Origin of the sequence: Streptomyces sp. NBC_01446 (genome assembly GCF_026340095.1) — a bacterium.
Classification (GTDB): domain Bacteria; phylum Actinomycetota; class Actinomycetes; order Streptomycetales; family Streptomycetaceae; genus Streptomyces; species Streptomyces aureus.
This window is the reverse complement of record NZ_JAPEPO010000001.1, coordinates 3,963,330-3,984,255: the sequence shown is the minus strand read 5'-3', so window position 1 is coordinate 3,984,255 and position 20,926 is coordinate 3,963,330. Positions and strand designations below refer to the sequence as shown.

The following is a 20,926-nucleotide window of genomic DNA, read 5'->3' as shown; positions in this document are numbered from 1 at the left end:
ATGGTCCGTGCGAAAGCCGCGCGAAAGACCCGTGTGAAGACGGTCCGTGCGTGCGGTCTGCTGGGTGGTCGGCACCGTTGTCTCGGCGCTGACTTCAGCTTCGGGGGCGCCTCTCTCGATCGGCTTGCGTGCCGCTAACGATCCGCTGGCAGCCCGTCCAGGGCCTTCCGCGCGGCCACCACGCCGTCCTCGAAACCCGCCGACTCGGCTGTCCGCAGGGCCTGTCCGAGCAGGTCGGCGGCGTCGTCGGGGCGTCCGAGCGCGGCCAGCGCCTCGCCGCACGCGGTCTGCAGCAGCACGCGCCGGGCGGCCTCGTCGGACGAGGTCATGTCGAGGGCCCGTACGGCGTGCGAGAGGGCCGCCTCGTGGGCGCCGGTGTCGAGGCAGTGCCGGGCCAGGTGGTGCAGCGCGAGCGCCTCCGTCGGCGGGTGCTGGGCCTGTACGGCGAGGGTGACGGCGCGGGACAGGAGGAGCCCGGCGCGGTCGTGCTCGCCGGTGCCGTTGAGCGCGACGGCGAGGTTGACGCAGGCGATGGCCTCGCTGGTGACGTCGCCGGCGCGGGCCGCGAGTCCGGGGGCCTGTTCGAGGTGGACGAGGGCCTCGTCGTCCCTGCCTTCCTCGTGGAGGATCCAGCCGAGCAGGGCGCGGGCCCGCGACTGGGCGTCCGGGTCGTCCTCATGCTCCGCGGAGGCGAGGCACTGTTCGAGCAGTGGGACCCAGCCGTCGCCGACCCGCAGAAGGATCACGGGCCACAGGAGGAGGGCGATCCGCCAGGCCCGGTCGTGCAGTTCTGCGCCGGCGGCCGCGGCGACGGCGCCTTCCAGGCCGGACCGCTCGGCCTCGAACCAGTCGAGTGCGGCGGCGCGGTCGTGGAACTCCCTTACGGCGACGGCCGGCCGGATGTCCGCGGGCAGGTCGCAGCAGGGGCGGCTCTCGGGGTGGGCGGCGGCGGCCGCGGCGAGGGCGGTGCGCAGGTAGTGGTCGAGGAGGCGGCCGAGTGGTTCGGCGGCGGGCTCGGGTGCGAGGGTGCGCGCGTAGAGACGTACGAGGTCGTGGGGTGTGCGGCGGCCTCCGGCCGATTCGGCGACCAGGTGGGCGGCGGCGAGCCGGCCGAGCGCGGTGTCCGCCTCGTCGGGGGTGGTGCCGGTGAGCGCGGCGGCCGTGAAGCGGTCGAGGTCGGATCCGGTGTGCAGCCCGATGAGTCCGAAGAGTTCGGCGGCGGGTGCGGGCAGGTGCCGGACGGTGAGCCGCAGCGCGGCCGATACGCCGGTGTCCTCGATGTCGAGCAGGCTCAGCCGGCGCTGTTCGTCGGCGAGTTCACCGGCCATCGCGGCCAGGGTGCCGTCGGGGCGCTCGGCGAGGCGGGCCGCGGTGACGCGCAGGGCGAGCGGCAGTCCGTCGCACAGGCCCGCGAGGCGTTCGACGGCCGCGGGTTCGGCGGACACGCGCTCGTCACCGAGTACAGCGGCGAGGAGTCCGGCCGCGTCGCCGGGCGGCAGGGGGTGCAGGGGTACGGGGGTCGCGGCGTCGGAGGCGATGAGGCCGCCGAGCCGGTCCCGGCTGGTGATGAGGGTGGCGCAGTGGTCGCCGCCGGGGAGCAGGGGGCGGACCTGGGCGGAGGTGCGGGCGTTGTCGAGGACGACGAGGAGGCGACGGTGTGCGGCGAGGGAGCGGTAGAGGGCGCCCATCGCGGCGGTGGTCTCGGGGATCCGCCGGGCCGGGACGCCGAGCGCGAGGAGGAACTCCCTCAGCACGGTGGGTGCTTCGGGGGCGGGCGTGTCGCTGAAGCCGCGCAGGTCGGCGAAGAGGACGCCGTCGGGGAACCGGTCGTGGCGCGCGTGGCGGCGGTGGGCCCAGTGCACGGCCAGCGCGGTCTTGCCGACGCCGGCGGGCCCGGCCAGCAGACAGACGGGCGCGTCGTCGCCGGCCAGCACCTGGTCGAGGGCGCCGAGCTCGGCCTCGCGCCCGGAGAAGCCACGCGGGAGGCGGGGCAGCAGGTTGGGCGGGGGCGCGGGGGGTTCGGCGGGGGTGTGTACGGGGGTGCGGGCGGCGGGGTGTTCGGGGTAGGGGTCGACGGCGGGACCGGATGCGGTGTCGGTCCGGGGTTTCCGGTCGGACCCGCTGTCGGGGGCGCTCTGGGTTCCCGTCCCGGCGTCGGGCGGCGAGGCCGCTTCCAGGGACGGGGACAGGGACGGTGACAGGGCCGAGGACAGAGACAGGGACGGTGACGGGTCGGGCTCGGTGCCGTCGGCTGCCGGCTCGTCGGACACGGGCCGCGACGGCGGGACGGTGTCCACGGGACCGGCCGACGGCTTCGGTTGCGCCTGCGCCTGCGTCCGCGGCTGTGACGCGAACGCGGCCTGGGGCGGCGCCTGCACCGAAGGCGTCCCCAGGATCGTCCGGTACGCCGCCGCGAGGACCGGCCCGGGATCGACGCCGAGCTCGTCGGCGAGGAGCCGCCGTGTGCGGTGGTAGTGGTCGAGGGCGTCGGACTGCCGCCCGGAGCGGCCGAGCGCGAGGACCAGCGCGGCGGCGAGCGACTCGCGCAGGGGGTGGGCCACCGACTCGGGGCGCAGGACGGCTGCCGCCCGCGCGTGCTCGCCGAGCTGCCCGTACGCCTCCGAGAGTCCTTCCACGGAGGCTATGCGCAGCTCCTCCAGGGCGAGCGCGGCGGCTTCCAGGGGTGCGCTGCGCACGGTGCCGGTGAGTGCAGGGCCCTGCCACAGGGAGAGGGCCTCGCGGAGCATCTGGACGGTGTCGGCGGGCCGGTGCTGGAGCCGGGCGAGGGCGACCAGTTCCTCGAAGCGGTGGGCGTCGAGGAGGGTCTCCGGGAGCTGGAGCGCGTAGGCGGAGCCCTGGGTGGTGAGGCGGACCCCGTACATCTCGGCGTCGTGCGCGGTGAGCAGGGCCCGTAGGCGTGAGACGTGGCTCTGGAGGACGGCCTTGGCGTGGAGGGGCGGTTCGTCCTCCCACAGGGCGGCGATCAGCTGCTCGACGCGGACGACGCTGTTGGGCCGCAGCAGCAGCATCGCGAGGAGGCCGGAGCGTTTGGCGGGGCCCAGCGGCAGTTCACCGGTCTCCGTCGCGACCGCGACGGTGCCGAGAATCCTGAACTCCACGCCCGGTGTCCTCCCTTGGCCCCCCGCACGGCAAAGGTCGAGTTTACCGCCGGGGGGTCTGCGGGCTGCGCGGCACCGGCTGCCGGGGAGGTCAGCCCTCCAGGAACGCGGCGAGGGCGTTCGCGAGGAGGAACGGGTCGTCGGCGGCACACAGTTCGCGGACGCTGTGCATGGAGAGGATCGCGACGCCGATGTCGACGGTCTTGATGCCGTGGCGGGCCGCCGTGATCGGGCCGATCGTGGTGCCGCAGGGCATGGCGTTGTTGGAGACGAACGACTGGAAGGGCACGCCGGCCTTCTCGCACGCGGCGGCGAACACGGCGCGGCCCGAACCGTCGGTGGCGTAGCGGTTGTTGACGTTGACCTTGAGGATGGGGCCGCCGCCGGCGCGCGGGTGGTGGGTGGGGTCGTGGCGCTCGGCGTAGTTGGGGTGCACGGCGTGCCCGGTGTCGGACGACAGGCACACCGTCCCGGCGAAGGCGCGGGCCTTGTCCTCGTAGCTGCCTCCGCGCGCGAACACCGAACGCTCCAGGACGCCGCCGAGCAGCGGTCCGTCGGCGCCGGTGTCGGACTGCGACCCGTTCTCCTCGTGGTCGAAGGCGGCGAGGACCGGGATGCAGGGGAGGTCGCCCGAGGCGGACACGGCGGCGAGGGCGGCCGTTCCCGCGTGCACGGACAGGAGGTTGTCCATGCGGGGTCCGGCGACGAGCTCCTTGTCGCGGCCGAGGTAGGCGGGCGCCTCGACGGGGTGCGTCATCAGGTCCCACCCGGTGACGTCGCCCTCGGCGAGGCCGTGCTCCTCCTCCAGGAACCGGATGAGGCCGCCCTCGTGGACGTCGTCGCCGAGGCCCCAGATGGGCTGCATGTGCTTCTGCTTGTCGAGCTTGAGGCCGTCGGTGTGGACGGAGCGGTCCATGTGGATGGCGAGCTGCGGCACGCGCAGCAGCGCCCGGTCGATGTTCACGAGCCGCGTCGAGCCGTCCCGCAGGGTGAGCCGTCCCGCGAGTCCGAGGTCCCGGTCGAGCCAGGAGTTGAGGAGCGGGCCGCCGTAGATCTCGACGGCGACCTGCCGCCAGCCCTGCGAGCCCATGTCGGGCAGCGGCTTGACGCGCAGGTTCGGCGAGTCGGTGTGCGCCCCGACGATGCGGAAGGGGGTGTGCGGCGCGGCGCCCTCGGGGACGTACCACGCCACGATCGCGCCGCCGCGCGTCACGTACTTGCCGCCCGTCGTCCCGTCCCACGCGTCGGTCTCGGCGACCTGGCGGAATCCGGCCTTCTCCAGGCGCGCGGCGGCGTTCGCCACGGCGTGGTACGGCGAGGGGCTGGCCGCGAGGAAGGACATGAGGTCGTCGGTGTGACCGCGGTCGAAGCGGGAGGGGTTGCTCATGCGGGCCAGCCTAACGAGCCTTCGGCCCGGCGCGCGGGGGGTCCGCGCGGGTGCGGCCGGGGGCGGCCGATCTCGATACGACGGCGCCGCCACCCGGATGTGTCCGGGTGGCGGCGCCGGTGACCACGGGCGGGCCGGGGACTAGAACGCGGCCTCGTCCAGCTCCATCAGGTCGAGGTCGACCTTCTCGGAGAGGCGGCGCTCCAGGCCGACGCCCGGCAGGACGTTCGTGGCGAAGAACTTCGCGGCGGCGATCTTGCCCTGGTAGAAGGCCTGGTCCTTGGCGGAGGCGGTCTCCAGCTTCTCGGCGGCGACGGCGGCGCCGCGCAGCAGCAGGAAGCCGACGACCACGTCGCCGGAGGCGAGCAGCAGGCGGGTGGTGTTGAGGCCCACCTTGTAGATGTTCTTGGTGTCCTGCTCGGTGGCCGCGAGGTCGGTCAGCATGACGCCGACGATGGCCTCCAGCTCGACGGCCGCCTTGGCGAGCGACTCGCGGGCCGGGGCGAGCTCCTCGCCGCCCGTGCCGACCGCGAGGAACTTCTTGATCTCCTCGGCGAGGCCGTTGAGCGCGGCGCCCTGGTTGCGGACGATCTTCCGGAAGAAGAAGTCCTGGCCCTGGATCGCGGTGGTGCCCTCGTAGAGGGTGTCGATCTTGGCGTCGCGGATGTACTGCTCGATCGGGTACTCCTGGAGGTAACCCGAGCCGCCGAACGTCTGGAGCGACTGCGCCAGCTGCTCGTAGGCCTTCTCCGAGCCGTAGCCCTTCACGATCGGCAGGAGGAGGTCGTTGAGGGCGTGGAGCTGCGACGCGTCCTCGCCCGAGGCCTCCTTGACCGCGATGTCGTCCTGGACGGCGGCGGTGTGCAGCACGAGCGCGCGCATGCCCTCCGCGTACGCCTTCTGCGTCATGAGCGAGCGGCGCACGTCCGGGTGGTGCGTGATGGTGACCTTGGGGGCGGTCTTGTCCATGAACTGGGCCAGGTCGGGGCCCTGGACGCGCTCCTTGGCGTACTCCAGCGCGTTCAGGTAGCCCGTCGACAGCGTGGAGATCGCCTTCGTGCCGACCATCATGCGGGCGAACTCGATGATGCGGAACATCTGGCGGATGCCGTCGTGCTTGTCGCCGATGAGCCATCCCTTGGCGGGGTGCTGGTCGCCGAACGTCATCTCGCAGGTGTTGGACGCCTTGAGGCCCATCTTGTGCTCGACGTTCGTCGCGTAGACGCCGTTGCGCTCGCCCAGCTCGCCGGTCTCCCAGTCGAAGTGGAACTTCGGGACCAGGAAGAGGGAGAGGCCCTTGGTGCCGGGGCCGTGGCCCTCGGGGCGCGCGAGCACGTAGTGGAGGATGTTCTCCGACATGTCGTGCTCACCGGACGTGATGAAGCGCTTCACGCCCTCGATGTGCCAGGAGCCGTCCTCCTGCTGGACGGCCTTGGTGCGGCCGGCGCCCACGTCCGAGCCGGCGTCCGGCTCGGTCAGGACCATCGTCGAGCCCCACTGCTTCTCGACGGCGATCTCGGCGACCTTCTTCTGCGCCTCGTTGCCCTCCTCGAAGAGGATGCCGGCGAAGGCCGGGCCGGAGGAGTACATCCAGATCGCCGGGTTCGAGCCGAGCAGCAGCTCCGCGTAGGCCCAGATCAGGGAGCGCGGGGAGGTGGTGCCGCCGATCTCCTCGGGCAGGCCCAGGCGCCAGTACTCGGAGTCCATGAAGGCCTGGTACGACTTCTTGAAACTGGCCGGCACCGGAGCGGTGTTGGTCTCCGGGTCGAAGACCGGCGGGTTGCGGTCGGCGTCCGTGAAGGACTCGGCCAGCTCGTTCTCGGCGAGGCGGGCGACCTCGTCGAGGATGCTCTTGGCGGTGTCGACGTCCATCTCCGCGAACGGGCCGCTGCCGTACAGCTTGTCGCGCCCGAGCACCTCGAAGAGGTTGAACTCGATGTCGCGGAGATTCGACTTGTAGTGCCCCATGGCGACGGCTCCGTTTGGCTGGAAGCGGGATATTCGTAAACACGCACTACTCGCAAGTAGCAAGTGCCTACGATGATGCTACCCGTCGGTAATAACGCGCAACCCCTGATCCGCCAATGTGAGCAGGGTCTAACGGCGCCCGCGCTCCGGCCCCCGCTCGGTAGTCTGGCCCCCATGTACGGCTACGACCAGACCGCGGGACCCGGGCAGCAGTACGCGCCGCCGCAGCAGGGCATGCAGGGCGGGTACGGCCAGCAGGCGCCGCCGCTGTATCCGGAGCCGTCACCTCCGTCGCTGGCGGACGCGGTCCGCGCCTTCACCACGGGCTCGATGTCCGCCGAGGACTTCCAGCAGATCTTCGCCACGTCGAAGGTCTACTGCCCGCGCGGCGACAACCCCGGCTTCCTCGCGCTGCACAACACCCAGCAGCCGGTCATCCCGATGTTCACCTCGCTCAAGGAGCTGCGCAGGTACGCGGGCAAGGAGTCCAAGTACTTCGTGATCACCGGCGCCGAGGTGATCGACCTGCTCCCGACCGGGTACGGCTTCGTCCTCGACATGGAGGGCGAGCACCGGATGGTCTTCGACGCCAAGGCGGTCGAGCAGATGGTCGACTTCGCGATGCGCCGTATGTACGGCTAGCGGTCACCGCACACGCAGGCACCCGCGACGCCCGGAGGGAATTCCCTCCGGGCGTTCCGCGTTCCAGGTGGCAGAAAGTTCTACGTTCAACTAAACTCGGAGCACAAGGAGGTCCCGACATGCCTGCAGTGACCGTCGAAAACCCGCTGACCCTGCCCCGTGTGGCCGCGTCCGCCGACGCCGTGGCCCGCCCCGTGCTGGCCGTGACGACCGCGCCCACCGGATTCGAGGGCGAGGGCTTCCCGGTGCGCCGAGCGTTCGCCGGGATCAACTACAAGTACCTCGACCCGTTCATCATGATGGACCAGATGGGTGAGGTGGAGTACGCGCCCGGAGAGCCCAAGGGCACGCCCTGGCACCCGCACCGCGGCTTCGAGACCGTCACCTACATCATCGACGGCACCTTCGTTCACCAGGACTCCAACGGCGGTGGCGGCACCATCACCAACGGCGACACCCAGTGGATGACGGCCGGCTCCGGCCTCCTGCACATCGAGGCGCCGCCGGAGGCGCTCGTCATGTCCGGCGGGCTCTTCCACGGCCTCCAGCTGTGGGTGAACCTCCCGGCCGCCGACAAGATGAAGGACCCCCGCTACCAGGACATCCGCGGTGGCCAGGTCAAGCTCCTCACCACCGCCGACGGCGGCGCCCTGCTGCGCGTCATCGCGGGTGAGCTCGACGGCCACGACGGCCCCGGCATCACGCACACGCCGATCACGATGGTCCACGCGACCGTCCGCCCCGGCGCCGAGCTGACGCTGCCGTGGCGCGAGGAGTTCAACGGCCTCGCGTACGTCCTCGCCGGCCGCGGCACCGTCGGCACCGACCGCAGGCCGGTCCACATGGGCCAGACCGCCGTCTTCGGCGCGGGTTCCTCGCTGACCGTCCGCGCGGACGAGACGCAGGATTCCAACACCCCGGACCTCGAAGTCGTCCTCCTGGGCGGCCGCCCGATCCGGGAGCCGATGGCGCACTACGGTCCGTTCGTCATGAACACCCGCGACGAACTCCAGCAGGCGTTCGAGGACTTCCAGGCGGGTCGGCTCGGGGTCATCCCGGGAGAGCGGATCCCGCACACGTAAGCGGCATCTGATTGCCCGTCACTCGCGTGGCCCCGTCCGGAAGGTCGGGGCCGCGCGCGCGTGATGCCCTGTGGGGGTGCACACAGGTACAGGTAAGCCGCTTCTTCCCGAACCAGCCCGCCGTACCGCCGCCTGGTGCGCCCTGGCGCTGCTCGTCACCGGGGTGGCGGCCGTCGGTGTCTGGCTGTGCATCGTCTTCAAGACGGCCGTCACGCCCCTGCTGCTCGCCCTGCTCGGCACGGCCCTGCTCGGGCCGGTGCACGGCTGGCTGATCCGCAGGAGGGTCAACCGGGCGCTCGCCGCCGCCCTCACGTGTGTCGCCCTCGTCGCCGTCGTCGGCGGTGCCGGATACATCGTCGTCAGGACCCTCATCGACACCGGTGACCAGATCGTCGACTCGGTGCGGGAGGCCGGCAACTGGATCAAGAGCCACTTCGGTATCACCGTGGCCGACGACCTCGGATCCGCCGCCGGCAGCCTCGAGAAGCTGCTGTCCAAGTGGGGCGCCAGCGCCGCGAGCGGAGTGATCGCCGGGCTCTCCGTCCTCGGCTCGCTGCTCACGACCAGCGTTCTCTCCCTCCTGCTCACCTTCTTCTTCCTCAAGGACTCCGACCGCGCCGCGGGTCTCGCGCACAGCCTCGCGCCCGGCCGTGCCGGGGAAATCCTGGAGGCCATGGGGCGGCGTGCCTTCCAGGCCGTCGAGGGCTTCATGCGCGGGACCACGCTGATCGCGCTCATCGACTCGATCTGCATCACCGTCGGCCTGCTCATCCTGCGGGTGCCCGGCGCGGTCGGGCTCGGCTCCCTGGTCTTCGTCACCGCGTACATCCCCTACCTCGGGGCGACGATCTCCGGCGCGGTGGCCGTCCTGGTGGCACTCGCCGACCGGGGCTGGGTGACCGCCCTGTGGGCGCTCGGCGTCATCCTGGCCGTGCAGCAGCTGGAGGGGCACATCCTTCAGCCGATGATCCAGTCCCGCACCGTGCAGATGCATCCCGCGATGGTGATGCTGGCGATCACGGCGGGCGCCTCCGTCGCGGGCATCCTCGGCATGCTGCTCGCGGTGCCGGTGACGGCGGCCGCCTTCGGGGTGATCGGGGAGGTGCGCGAGCGCTACTCCGCAGGCGAGGGGCCGTCGGCGCCGTCGGGGGGTTCACGTGAAACGTCGGCCGAAGACTCGTAGAGCTCGAACCAGATGCTCTTGCCCTCGCCCTTCGGGTCCACGCCCCAGCGGTCGGCGAGCAGCTCCATCAGGACGAGGCCGCGCCCGGATGACGCGAGCTCGCCCGGGTGGCGCCTGTGGGGCAGGTGGTCACTGGCGTCGGCGACCTCGGCACGCAGCCGCCGCGCGGGCCCGCCGGCGACCTCGGCGACCAGGAGCGCGTCACCGTCCGTGTGGACGAGGACGTTCGTGAGCATCTCCGAGATCATCAGGACCGCCGAGTCGACCTGGTCCTCGTCGGTCCAGTCGTGCAGCAACTCGCGCAGGTGCTGACGTGCGGCGGCGACCCGCTCCGGCTCGGCCTGGGCGACGGTCATCGCGGTGCGGCGCGCGGGCACGGGCGCCTCGGGCAGGCCCGTCCTGGCGAGGAGCAGCACCGCTATGTCGTCCTCGCGCCGGTCGGCGAGCGGGCCCGTCGTGTAGTGCGAGAAGGGGCCGTGCACGGCCCGCACGAGCGCGTCGGCCAGGTCCTCCAGGCGGTCGGGGTCGGTGGCGTGCTCCCCGTGTCCGCCGTGCTCCTCGAGGATGCCGCGGATGCGGGCCCAGCCGGTGTCGAGGTCGTGGCCGCCCGTCTCGATGAGGCCGTCGGTGCAGATCAGCAGGGTGTCGCCGGGTTCGAGGGTGAGCCGGGTCGTGGGGTAGTCGGCGTCGGGGTCGACGCCGAGGGGCAGCCCGCCCGCGGTGGGCCGTACCAGGACCGTCCCGTCGGTCATGCGTATCGCGGGGTCGGGATGGCCGGCCCGGGCGATCTCCAGGATTCCCGTCTTCGGGTCGGCCTCCACGTACAGACAGGTCGCGAAGCGCGGGTCGCCCGCCTCCGAGCCCTTCTCGACGCCCTTGCCGGGGCCGCCCGTGGACCCGTACGTGATGGAGTCGGTGACTCCGTACAGGAAGCGGGAGGCGCGGGAGAGGACGGCGTCCGGGCGATGCCCCTCGGCCGCGTACGCCCGCAGCGCGATCCGCAGCTGTCCCATCAGGCCGGCGGCCCGCACGTCGTGCCCCTGCACATCGCCGATGACGAGCGCGATGCGCCCGGTGGGCAGCGGGATCATGTCGTACCAGTCGCCGCCGACCTGGAGGCCGCCGCCGGTGGGCACATAGCGGGCGGCGACGCTCATCCCCGGGATCTCGGGGCCGAGCGTGGGCAGCATCGAGCGCTGGAGTCCGTCCGTCAGCTCCCGTTCCGACTCGGTGATCCCGGCGCGCGACAGAGCCTGCGCCAGCATGCGCGCCACCGTCGTCAGGACGGAGCGCTCGTCGGGCGTGAACGACACCGGGTAGGCGAACGCGGCCATCCACGTGCCGATGGTGCGGCCGGCCACGATGAGCGGCAGGAACGCCCAGGACTGCCGCTGGAAGCGCTGGGCCAGCGGCCAGGCGGCCTGGTAGCGCAGGCGGTACTGCTCGGGCGACGACAGATAGACGGCGCGGCCGGTGCGGACCACCTCGGCTGCCGGATAGTCGGTGTCCAGGGGCATGTCCGTGAAGGGCCCCTCCTCGCCCGGCTCGTGCCCGTGGTGTCCGATGACCGTGAGCCGGTCGCCGCCGACGCCGAAGACGGCGAGGCCGTCCGGCGAGAACCCCGGCATGGAGAGCCCGGCCGCGACCCGCAGGACCTCCTCGGTGGACCCCGCCTCGGCGAGCGCCCGCCCGGCGTCCAAGAGGAACGCCTCGCGGGAGCGCCGCCAGTCCCCGGTCACGGGGGTGCGCGCCGCGGACCCGGGCGAGGGCTCGCTGACCTCCTGGAGCGTGCCGATCAGCTCGTACGCGTGCGAGTCGCCGTGCACGAGCGGCTTGGAGCGGCTGCGTACGGTCCTGATGACCACGCCCTGATCGTCCATGATCCGCAGCCGGGCCTCGGCGAGGGTGCCCTCGGCGACGGCGAGCTGCACCACGCCGTAGATCTCGTTCCAGTCGACGGGGTGGAAACGGGAGCGTACGGCGGCCTCCGTCAGCGTCACCCGGGACGCGGGCAGGCCGAGCAGCCGGGCCGCCTCCGCGTCGAAGGTGACCAGCCCGGCCCGGTTGTCCCACCGCCACACACCGGTGTCGAGGGCGGCGAGAACATCCCCCACGGGCGGCAGGGGGTCACCAGTGCGCATGGCCCCACTCTAAGAAGAGGTGATCGTGGACGGCCACCGAGACTATTCGCAGAGCGATCTTGAGGCGGCCGGTACCCTGGGGCTTCGGGCATGCCCGGCCAATCCCCAATCGCAAAGACTGGATGAACGACGATGCATCGGTACAGGTCCCACACCTGCGGCGAGCTCCGCGCCTCTGACGTCGGATCCGACGTCCGGCTGAGCGGCTGGCTGCACAATCGGCGCGACCTGGGCGGCATCCTCTTCATCGATCTGCGGGATCACTACGGGATCACGCAGCTCGTCGCCCGCCCCGGTACCGCGGCCGCCGAGGTCCTCGACAGGCTGACCAAGGAGACGGTCGTCCGCGTCGACGGCAAGGTCGTCTCGCGCGGCGCCGACAACGTCAACTCCGAGCTGCCCACGGGCGAGATCGAGATCGAGGCCGCCGAGGTCGAGGTGCTCGGCGCGGCCCAGCAGATCCCGTTCACGATCAACGCGGACGACGGGGTGAACGAGGAGCGGCGCCTGGAGTACCGCTTCCTCGACCTGCGCCGCGAGCGCATGCACCGCAACATCATGCTGCGCTCGTCCGTCATCGCCTCCATCCGCTCCAAGATGGTGGCCCTCGGGTTCAACGAGATGGCGACGCCGATCCTCAGCGCCACCTCCCCGGAGGGCGCCCGCGACTTCGTCGTGCCGTCGCGCCTCAACCCGGGCAAGTTCTACGCGCTGCCGCAGGCCCCGCAGCAGTTCAAGCAGCTGCTGATGATCTCGGGCTTCGACCGCTACTTCCAGATCGCGCCCTGCTTCCGTGACGAGGACGCCCGCGCGGACCGCTCGCCGGGCGAGTTCTACCAGCTCGACGTGGAGATGTCCTTCGTCGAGCAGGAGGACGTCTTCCAGCCGATCGAGAAGCTGATGACCGAGCTCTTCGAGGAGTTCGGCGGCGGCCGCCACGTCACGTCCCCGTTCCCGCGGATCCCGTTCCGCGAGTCGATGCTCAAGTACGGCTCGGACAAGCCGGACCTGCGCGCCCAGCTCGAACTGGTCGACATCTCGGACGTGTTCGAGGGCTCCGAGTTCAAGGCGTTCGCCGGGAAGCACGTGCGCGCGCTGCCCGTCCCGGACACCGCGTCGCAGTCCCGCAAGTTCTTCGACGGCCTCGGTGACTACGCGGTCGAGCAGGGCGCGAAGGGCCTCGCCTGGGTCCGCGTCGCCGAGGACGGGTCCCTCACGGGCCCGATCGCGAAGTTCCTCACGGACGAGAACGTCAAGGTCCTCACCGAGCGACTCGGCCTGAAGGCCGGCCACGCCGTGTTCTTCGGCGCGGGCGAGTTCGACGAGGTCTCCAAGATCATGGGCGCCGTCCGTGTCGAGGCCGCCAAGCGCGCCGGGCACTTCGAGGAGGGCGTGTTCCGCTTCTGCTGGATCGTCGACTTCCCGATGTACGAGAAGGACGAGGACACCGGGAAGATCGACTTCTCGCACAACCCGTTCTCCATGCCGCAGGGCGGCCTCGAGGCCCTGGAGACCAAGGACCCGCTGGACATCCTGGGCTGGCAGTACGACATCGTCTGCAACGGCGTGGAGCTGTCCTCCGGCGCGATCCGGAACCACGAGCCCGAGATCATGCTCAAGGCCTTCGAGATCGCGGGCTACGACCGTGACACCGTCGAGGAGCAGTTCGCGGGCATGCTCCGCGCGTTCCGCTTCGGCGCCCCGCCGCACGGCGGGATCGCCCCCGGCGTCGACCGCATCGTCATGCTCCTCGCCGACGAGCCGAACATCCGCGAGACCATCGCGTTCCCGCTCAACGGCAACGCGCAGGACCTGATGATGGGCGCGCCCACGGAGCTCGACGAGACGCGCCTGCGCGAGCTGAACATCCAGCTGCGCAAGCCGGTGGGCGAGAAGAAGTAGCACCCGCCAGTCGTCCGAAGGGGCCGGAACCGTTGATCGGTTCCGGCCCCTTCGCTGTGCGGACTCACAGCGCATCCCCATGTCCCTGACAGGTGGCGGTCCTAGCTTCGCTTCCCATGACAGAGACTCAGGGACCAGCTGCGGGTCAGAGCAGTCCTGAGACGGCCTTCACCCCCGGCGTAAACGCCGGAACACTGCGAATGAAGCCGGTAGCAGGACTCCGCCTCGGACGTCCTGTCGGCGGTGTCCGTCTCCAGGTCATCCTCGCGGGCGGAGCCGCCATGACGGCCGTCGGCGTCGGGGGCTCCATCGCCGCCAACGCGTTCGCGGGGGGTGAGCACGGGTGGGCACTGTTCGCCTCAGCCTGCGGGCGCTTCTGGTTGGCGATGTAGAGCGGGTGCATGTGGTCCTCCTCGCCGTTGAACTGCTTCAGTTCGGCCTCGAAGTCCGTGCACGCCGCCCGCATGATCTCTGCGGAGCGCTTCATCATCTTGTCCGTGATCGCCTTGCGCCGGTATTCGGTGACGAACACCAAGTGGACATGTGCAGGTGGTGGGCGACGTGCCGGCCGGTTCTGATATCGGGGTTCGGTTTCCATCGTGGTGGCATGGACCGCCGGTAGTATGGTGATCACCGTGGGTGAACTGGGTTGGGTGAAGCGGCAGTTCGGGCATCGTGCCCGACTGGCACTGTCCCCTGCCGCCAATCTCCTCATCGACGAGCAGGCGCACGCGGCCCGCACGGTGTGGAACTGCCTGCACGCGTGGTGGCAGATGATGCCGAGGGACAAGAGGACTCTGGCGAGCGCGGACGCCGCGATACGCCAGGCCCGCAGAGAGATCGATTTCCTCGCCGTTCTTCCTGCGCAGGCCGCGCAGGCGGTCCTCAAGACGTACTTCCAGGCCTGGAAGAACTTCTGGGACGGCCGCGCCAGCGCTCCGGACTTCAAGGGCCGGTTTAGGTCCGTGATGAGCGTGGACATCCCGCAGGGCCGTGACCTCCAGATCAAGCGAGTACACCGCCGCTGGGGCATGGCCAGCATTCCCAAGGCCGGCCGTGTCCGCTTTCGCTGGACCAAAGACCTCCCGGTCGGCAAGCTCGCCAACATGGAGAATCGGATCACCGGGGCACGGCTGGTCAAAGACGGACTCGGATGGCATATCGCCTTCCGCGTCCAGATGCTGGAATCAAAGCCTGAGCCGCACACTGGCCCTGAGATTGGCATCGACGCCGGGGTGAACCTGCCCCTGGCCCTCTCGGACGGCAACCACCGGGACCACGGGCGTGCGCCTCGCCTCCCGGACGGCAGCGCCGACCGTGACAAGTGGCTGAACACCATGGAAAAGAGCAAGCTCTGGCGCCTGGAGCGCCGGGCCGCCCAGCGCAAGACACACCGCAAGCCCGGCGAGCGCACCAGCCGCCGCCTGCACCACACCTATGACCAGATCCGGGGGCTGCGCGCAAAAGCCACGCGACGACACCAGGACTGGCAGCACAAGACGACCACCACCCTCGCCCAGACGTACGGCGTCATAGTGGTCGAAGCACTCACCATCACGAACATGGTCAAGTCCGCTCGGGGCACCACCGCCGAGCCGGGGACAGGCGTCGCCCAAAAGGCCGGACTCAACCGCTCCATCAGCCAGGAGGCATGGGGCAGGACGGTCACGATGCTGACGTACAAGGCCGGCCGGTACGGCGGCACCCTGCACAAGGTGCCCGCCCCGCACACCTCCCGACGCTGCTGCGCCTGCGGCTTCATCACCCCCGGCAGCCGCAAGGACCAGGCCACGTTCGTATGCAGGAACCCGGACTGCGGATGGTCGGGCAACGCCGACCACAACGCGGCCCGCAACATCTTGCACCTGTACCGGACGGGCCACGCGCTCATCCCGGCTGCCGGGAGGGCAGTCGTCAGGCGCACCCGCGGCGTCAAGCCCGCCACCGCAAGGTAGACGGGAATCTCCTTCCCGAGCTTGCGAAGGGAAGAGAACACTTCAAGACCAGAGCGGGACGACGGGCGGCCTGCTGAAACTACGTACGGCAAGGGGCGCATCGCGAAGGGCGTCATCGGGTCGATCACGATGGCGGTGGCACCCGACGAGACGCACGACAGCACGGACACGCAGCCGGGCGCTTCCGCCTCGACGGCTTCCTGACGGGCGCCGCCGCGGGCTGCGCTCAGGTGTCGTACCGGCCGTCCCACGGTTCGCCGAAGCCGAGGCGGTCCGGGTAGAGCTCGGCCCAGCCGCCCTCGTCGTCGTCCTCGGCGATTAGGCCGAACAGCACGCGGTCCACGGCGAGCCGGAACGGGCGGACGGCGATGTCGCCGTAGGCCCGGCCGGGCAGGGCTGCCAGGAGTTTGTCCAAGTGGGCGTGGGCCTGGGCGAGTTCGGCACCCCCGGCCCAGGTCCCCGCGCACCAGATCTCCGAGTCGCGGTACCTGCCGGAGGTGTCGAAGGTGTGGAGCACCGCGTAGAGACGCTTGTGCTCCTCCCAGCCGTCGTCGGGGCGGTAGCCCTCCGGGAAGGCGTACGTCACCGTGGCCAGGAACTGGCCGTCCGCGTACCGGCCGATGGTGGCGGTGCGGTGGTCCGGCTCGTGGGCGATCGGGATGGTTGCGGGAACTGGCATGGCGAAACCCTAATCGCGGTCGTGGACATGCCAGTAGTGGGGTACGGGAAAGGGGTGCGTTACTCCGGAGCGCCGCCGAAGCGCTCGCGGTAGGACTCCAGGTCCTCCTCGGTGATCTTCGCGAAGAGCACCGGCGGGACCGTGAAGGCCGTGCCCGCGGGGACGGTGTCTAGGGCCTTGGCCTGCTCGGCGGTGACCCACGGGGCCGTGTCGTTGGCCAGCGCGAACGCGCCGCGCATCGCCTTCGACGAGGCCGGGATGAAGGGCTCGGACACGACCGCGTACAGGTGGATGAGATTCATCGCCGTACGCAGCGTGAGGGCCGCGGCCTCCGGGTCGGTCTTGATCTCCAGCCAGGGGGCCTTCTCCTCCAGGTAGGAGTTGCCCGCCGACCACAGGGCGCGCAGCGCGGACGCGGCCTTGCGGAACTGGAGGGCCTCCATCTGGGCCTCGTACTCCGCGAGCAGCGCGGCGATCTCCGTACCCAGCTTCGCCTCCGCCTCGCCGGCCTCCTTGCCCGCGGGCACGTCGTCACCGAAGCGCTTGCGGGAGAAGGACAGGACGCGGTTCACGAAGTTGCCGAGGGTGTCGGCGAGGTCCTTGTTCACCGTGGCCGCGAAGTGCTCCCAGGTGAAGGAGGAGTCGTCGGACTCGGGGGCGTTGGCGATGAGGAAGTAGCGCCAGTAGTCGGCCGGGAGGATCTCCAGGGCGGCGTCCGTGAAGATGCCGCGCTTCTGCGACGTGGAGAACTTTCCGCCGTAGTACGTCAGCCAGTTGAAGGACTTGAGGTAGTCGACCTTCTTCCACGGCTCCCGCACGCCCATCTCCGTGGCAGGGAACATGACGCTGTGGAACGGCACGTTGTCCTTGGCCATGAACTGCGTGTAGCGGACGTCGTCGGCCTTGTACCACCACGACTTCCAGTCGCGCTCCGCCGGGTTCTGGTCCGCCCACTCCTTCGTCGAGCCGATGTACTCGATCGGGGCGTCGAACCAGACGTAGAAGACCTTGCCCTCGGCGGCCAGCTCCGGCCACGTGTCGGCCGGGACCGGGACGCCCCAGTCCAGGTCACGGGTGATCGCGCGGTCGTGCAGGCCCTCGGTCAGCCACTTGCGGGCGATGGAGGAGGCCAGTTGCGGCCACTCGCCCGCGGTCTGCGCGATCCACTCCTCGACCTCGACCTGCAGCTTCGACTGGAGCAGGAAGAGGTGCTTCGTCTCGCGGACCTCCAGCTCCGTGGAGCCGGAGATCGCCGAGCGCGGGTTGATCAGGTCCGTCGGGTCCAGGACGCGCGTGCAGTTCTCGCACTGGTCGCCGCGCGCCTTGTCGTAGCCGCAGTGCGGGCAGGTGCCCTCGACGTAGCGGTCCGGCAGGAAGCGGCCGTCGGCAGGCGAGTACACCTGACGGATCGCGCGCTCCTCGATGAAGCCGTTCTCGTTCAGCTTGCGCGCGAAGTGCTGCGTGAGCTCCGCGTTCTGCGCGGACGAGCTGCGGCCGAAGTGGTCGAAGGCCAGGCCGAAGCCGTCGTACACGGCCTTCTGCGCGTCGTGCGCCTTCCCGCAGAACTCGGCGACCGGCAGGCCCTGCTCCTTCGCGGCCAGCTCGGCGGGCGTGCCGTGCTCGTCGGTGGCGCAGATGTACAGGACGTCGTGGCCGCGCTGGCGGAGGTACCGGGAGTACACGTCCGCCGGGAGCATGGACCCCACCATGTTGCCCAGGTGCTTGATTCCGTTGATGTACGGAAGGGCGCTGGTGATGAGGTGTCGAGCCATCGGGGGCTGCTCCCAAGTCGCTGCGTGCGGTGACGGTGTACGTCAGTCGAATCAAGGAATCGTATCCGACACGGCGGGGCCGCCCCTCCGGGTATTTACGGGGTGGACGGCCCTGGGGGTGCGGTGCGGGTGCCGGTGCGGGTGCGGTGCCTAGCGGAAGTCGAAGACCAGCCGGGCCGTGACCCGGCCCGCCAGGATGTCCTCGATCGCCTCGTTGACCTCCTTGAGCCTGCGCTGCTCGCGGATGACGCGGGTACGGCCGAGGCGGTGCAGCTGGAAGACGTCGGCGAGGTCCTGCCGGGTGCCGACGATCGAACCGATCACGCTCTTGCCTTCGAGCACGTGCTCGAACACGGGCAGTTCCAGCTTCCCCCCGGCGGGGAGGGCGACCAGGACGAGCGTGCCGTGCCTGCGCAGGGAGCCGTACGCCGCCCGGAGCGACGCGTTCGACACGGCGAGCCCGATCGCGACGTCGGCGCCGCCGAGGCGCCGCACCGCCTCGGCGACGTCCTGGTCGCGGGCGTCGATGACATGGTCGGCGCCCAGCTCGTGCGCGAGGCGCAGCTTGTCGTCGGTGATGTCCGCGGCGACGGTCTCGGCACCCGCGATCCGCGCGTACTGGAGGGCTAGATGGCCGAGGCCGCCGATCCCGGAGATCAGGACGCGTTTGCCGGGGCCGGCGCCCGACACCTTCACGGCCTTGTACGTCGTCACTCCCGCGCAGGTCAGCGGGGCGGCGTCCAGGGGATCGAGGCCGTCGGGGACCTTCACGACGTAGTCGCCGTGCGCGACGGCGTACTCGGAGAAGGAGCCGTCGACCGAGTAGCCGCTGTTCCGCTGCTTCAGGCAGAGCGTCTCCCAGCCGGATGCGCAGTGGTCGCAGTGGCCGCACGCCTCGCCCAGCCAGGCGATGGCGACGCGGTCGCCGACGTTGATGTGGCCGACCCGCTCGCCCAGGTCCTCGACGATCCCGATGCCCTCGTGGCCCGGGACGAACGGCGGGACCGGCTTGACGGGCCAGTCACCGGCGGCGGCGTGAATGTCGGTGTGGCACAGCCCGCTCGCCTCCATCCGGACGAGGACCTGCTGCGCGGCCGGCCGCGGGATCACGCGGTGCTGGATCTCCAGGGGCCGGGTGAAGTCGGTGACTACGGCGGCCTTCATGGTGCGCGGTCCTTCCCTCGGTGCCGGAATTCCTCCAGCTTCTCCCGATTTGGGGGGAACGGCGCGGGGGGAACGGCGGCGCCCCCTGTCCCGCCGGGGCGGGGACAGGGGGCGCGGACGGGGCGGGGGTCAGGCCTGCTGCGAGCCCAGCCACTGCGGCAGGTCCGCGAGCAGCCCCTCGTAGAGCTCGGCGTCCGTGAGCTCGCGGGGGGTGGGGCCCGCGTGGAAGAACGCGGCGTTGGGCGCCTTCAGCTTGCGCAGGTAGTCGAAGCCCTTGGCCTCGTGCTCGCCGAACGCGACGAACTGGAAGAACAGCGGGTGCCGGGCCGCGTCCGCGAGGGCCTGGTTGGCCGGGCCCTTGGCGTCCGGGGCGCCGTCCGTCTGGAAGACGACCAGGGCAGGGGTCTGCGACTGCGATTTCTCGTGGTGCGCCACGACCTCTTCGATCGCGCGGTGGTAGCTGGTACGGCCCATGTGGCCGAGCGATGCGTGCAGCTCGTCCACGCGGCCCTCGTGCCCGTCGAGGGTGAGCTCGCCGGTGCCGTCGATGTCGGTGGAGAAGAAGACGACGTGCACGGTCGCCTCGGGGTCGGTGTGCGCGGCCAGGGCGAGCACCTGTTCACCGAGCGCCTGCGCGGAGCCGTCCTTGTAATACGGACGCATCGAACCCGACCGGTCGAGCACGAGGTAGACGGTGGCCCGGACCCCGGCGAGGCCGTTCTTCTTGAGCACACTCCCGGCGGCCTTGTAGGCAGCGGCGAGCCCGGGGGCGCGCGACTTGACCCGGGCGAGGGGGAGGGCGGGGGCGGAGACCTTGGCGCCGGCCTCGGCGTCGGCCTCGGCGTCGGCCTCGGGCGCCACCTCGACGACGGGCTCGGCCACGTCGGCCTCGGGCGCCACCTCGACGACGGGCTCGGCTACGTCGGCGTCGGCGGCGACCGACTGGGGGTCGGCGACGACTTCGGGCTCCGACGCGGCGGCGGCGACCGGCTCGACGACGGCCTCGGGCTCGGCGGCGGCCACGGGCTCGGGCTCAGCGGCGGGCGCGGATGCGACCTCGGCCTCGGGCTGCTCGGCGGCGGGCTCGGCGACGGCCACGGCCTCGGGCTGCTCGGTGGCGGCCTCGGCCTCCGGCTCCGTCTCGGCGACGGTCGCCGAATCGGCCTTGCCCTCCGACTCGGTCTCGGCGACCGGCTTGGCCACGGCCTTGGGCGCTGCCTCGGTCTCCGGCTTCACCTTTGGCTCGGAAACGGGCTCTGCGTCAGCCTCCGCCTCAGCCTCCGCTTCCGCCGCGGGCTCGGCGACGGGCTCGGGGCTCTCGGCTGCCGGTTCCGCTTCGGCCTCGGCGACGGGCTCGGCCTCGACGGCGGCCTCGGGCTCGACGGCGGCCTCGGGCTCCGGTTCGTTCTCGGCGACGGGCTCGACGGCGGGCTCGGGGGACACCTCCGCCTCCGTCTTCACCTCCGCTTCCGTCACCGGCTCGGCGACAGGCTCCGCGGCAGCCTCCGACTCCGTCTTCACGTCCGGCTCGGTGACGGGCTCTGCGGCCGCCTCCGCTGCCGGCTCGGTCTCCGCCTCCGCGGGCTCCGTGGCCGGTTCCGCTTCCGCGTCGGCGGCGGCCTTCTCGTCCACCGGTGCCGACGGCTTCGGGACCTTGACGTTGTCGAACGCCGCGGCCACCAGGTCGTCCGCCTCGCGCGTCGACGGCGCGGGCGTCGGCTCGGTCGAAGGTGCGGGCACCTTCGCCTTTGCCTTGGCGGGAGCGGCCTCGGGCGCCTTTGCCGATTCGGCGGGCGCAGCCTTCGGCAGGGTCGCCTCGCCGGCCGGTGCAGGGACCGTCGCCTCGGGTGCGGCGGTCGTCTCCGCCTCGTCACCCCGCGAGGACTTCCGCGGCCTTCCGAACGCGTTCCGCAGGAGATTCCGAATGCCCAT

At 71.2% G+C, this 20,926-nt stretch carries 14 protein-coding genes; 5 read left to right on the top strand and 9 right to left on the bottom strand.

Annotated elements, in window-relative coordinates:
* Positions 1–134: 134 nt before the first annotated feature.
* The 3 genes from OG456_RS17835 to OG456_RS17825 all read right to left on the bottom strand — a co-directional run bounded on the left by OG456_RS17835 (position 135) and on the right by OG456_RS17825 (position 6,474).
* Positions 135–3,119 carry a BTAD domain-containing putative transcriptional regulator gene (locus tag OG456_RS17835; RefSeq protein ID WP_266562153.1) on the bottom strand — a complete coding sequence of 995 codons (2,985 nt, stop codon included), beginning with the start codon at positions 3,117–3,119 and terminating at the stop codon, positions 135–137.
* A 91-nt stretch (positions 3,120–3,210) separates the two neighbouring features.
* The gene (locus tag OG456_RS17830; protein WP_266562152.1) at positions 3,211–4,506 is read right to left on the bottom strand and encodes a M18 family aminopeptidase; all 1,296 of its coding nucleotides are present in this window, start codon (positions 4,504–4,506) and stop codon (positions 3,211–3,213) included.
* Positions 4,507–4,647: 141 nt separating this feature from the next.
* Positions 4,648–6,474 (bottom strand): acyl-CoA dehydrogenase, encoded by a 1,827-nt coding sequence (locus OG456_RS17825; RefSeq protein ID WP_266562151.1) that lies wholly within the window; start codon positions 6,472–6,474, stop codon positions 4,648–4,650.
* A 174-nt stretch (positions 6,475–6,648) separates the two neighbouring features.
* Between OG456_RS17825 and OG456_RS17820 the strand changes: the two genes are divergently transcribed.
* The 3 genes from OG456_RS17820 to OG456_RS17810 all read left to right on the top strand — a co-directional run bounded on the left by OG456_RS17820 (position 6,649) and on the right by OG456_RS17810 (position 9,381).
* Positions 6,649–7,116, top strand: coding sequence for an SseB family protein (locus OG456_RS17820; protein WP_100596474.1), 468 nt, complete (start codon positions 6,649–6,651; stop codon positions 7,114–7,116).
* Positions 7,117–7,235: 119 nt separating this feature from the next.
* Positions 7,236–8,198, top strand: a complete 963-nt coding sequence (locus tag OG456_RS17815; protein WP_266562150.1) for a pirin family protein — start codon at positions 7,236–7,238, stop codon at positions 8,196–8,198.
* 76 nt (positions 8,199–8,274) lie between these two features.
* On the top strand, positions 8,275–9,381 hold the full coding sequence (locus OG456_RS17810; RefSeq protein ID WP_266562149.1) for an AI-2E family transporter: 1,107 nt from the start codon (positions 8,275–8,277) through the stop codon (positions 9,379–9,381).
* Here OG456_RS17810 and OG456_RS17805 read toward each other — a convergent pair.
* The gene (locus OG456_RS17805) at positions 9,312–11,522 is read right to left on the bottom strand and encodes a SpoIIE family protein phosphatase (protein ID WP_266562148.1); all 2,211 of its coding nucleotides are present in this window, start codon (positions 11,520–11,522) and stop codon (positions 9,312–9,314) included. The genes OG456_RS17810 and OG456_RS17805 overlap by 70 nt on opposite strands.
* 132 nt (positions 11,523–11,654) lie before the next feature.
* On the opposite strand from OG456_RS17805, the gene aspS reads away from it, so the two are divergent.
* Complete coding sequence (gene aspS, locus OG456_RS17800) at positions 11,655–13,424, top strand: aspartate--tRNA ligase (RefSeq protein WP_266562147.1); 1,770 nt, start codon at positions 11,655–11,657, stop codon at positions 13,422–13,424.
* A 145-nt stretch (positions 13,425–13,569) separates the two neighbouring features.
* Here aspS and OG456_RS17795 read toward each other — a convergent pair whose 3' ends face one another.
* On the bottom strand, positions 13,570–13,956 hold the full coding sequence (locus OG456_RS17795) for a transposase (protein WP_266562146.1): 387 nt from the start codon (positions 13,954–13,956) through the stop codon (positions 13,570–13,572).
* Between the two features lie 103 nt (positions 13,957–14,059).
* Here OG456_RS17795 and OG456_RS17790 point away from each other — a divergent pair, with 103 nt between their 5' ends.
* Positions 14,060–15,379 (top strand): transposase, encoded by a 1,320-nt coding sequence (locus tag OG456_RS17790; protein ID WP_266562145.1) that lies wholly within the window; start codon positions 14,060–14,062, stop codon positions 15,377–15,379.
* Between the two features lie 226 nt (positions 15,380–15,605).
* Here OG456_RS17790 and OG456_RS17780 read toward each other — a convergent pair whose 3' ends face one another.
* The 4 genes from OG456_RS17780 to OG456_RS17765 form a co-directional block, all read right to left on the bottom strand.
* Entirely contained in the window at positions 15,606–16,058 is a 453-nt protein-coding gene (locus OG456_RS17780; protein ID WP_266562144.1) for a hypothetical protein, read from the bottom strand.
* Between the two features lie 59 nt (positions 16,059–16,117).
* The gene (gene metG / locus OG456_RS17775; RefSeq protein ID WP_266562143.1) at positions 16,118–17,830 is read right to left on the bottom strand and encodes a methionine--tRNA ligase; all 1,713 of its coding nucleotides are present in this window, start codon (positions 17,828–17,830) and stop codon (positions 16,118–16,120) included.
* Between the two features lie 150 nt (positions 17,831–17,980).
* Positions 17,981–18,994: an alcohol dehydrogenase AdhP gene (gene adhP, locus OG456_RS17770; RefSeq protein WP_266562142.1), complete on the bottom strand. Its 1,014-nt coding sequence runs from the start codon at positions 18,992–18,994 to the stop codon at positions 17,981–17,983.
* A gap of 129 nt (positions 18,995–19,123) precedes the next feature.
* Positions 19,124–20,926 carry a VWA domain-containing protein gene (locus OG456_RS17765; RefSeq protein ID WP_266562141.1) on the bottom strand — a complete coding sequence of 601 codons (1,803 nt, stop codon included), beginning with the start codon at positions 20,924–20,926 and terminating at the stop codon, positions 19,124–19,126.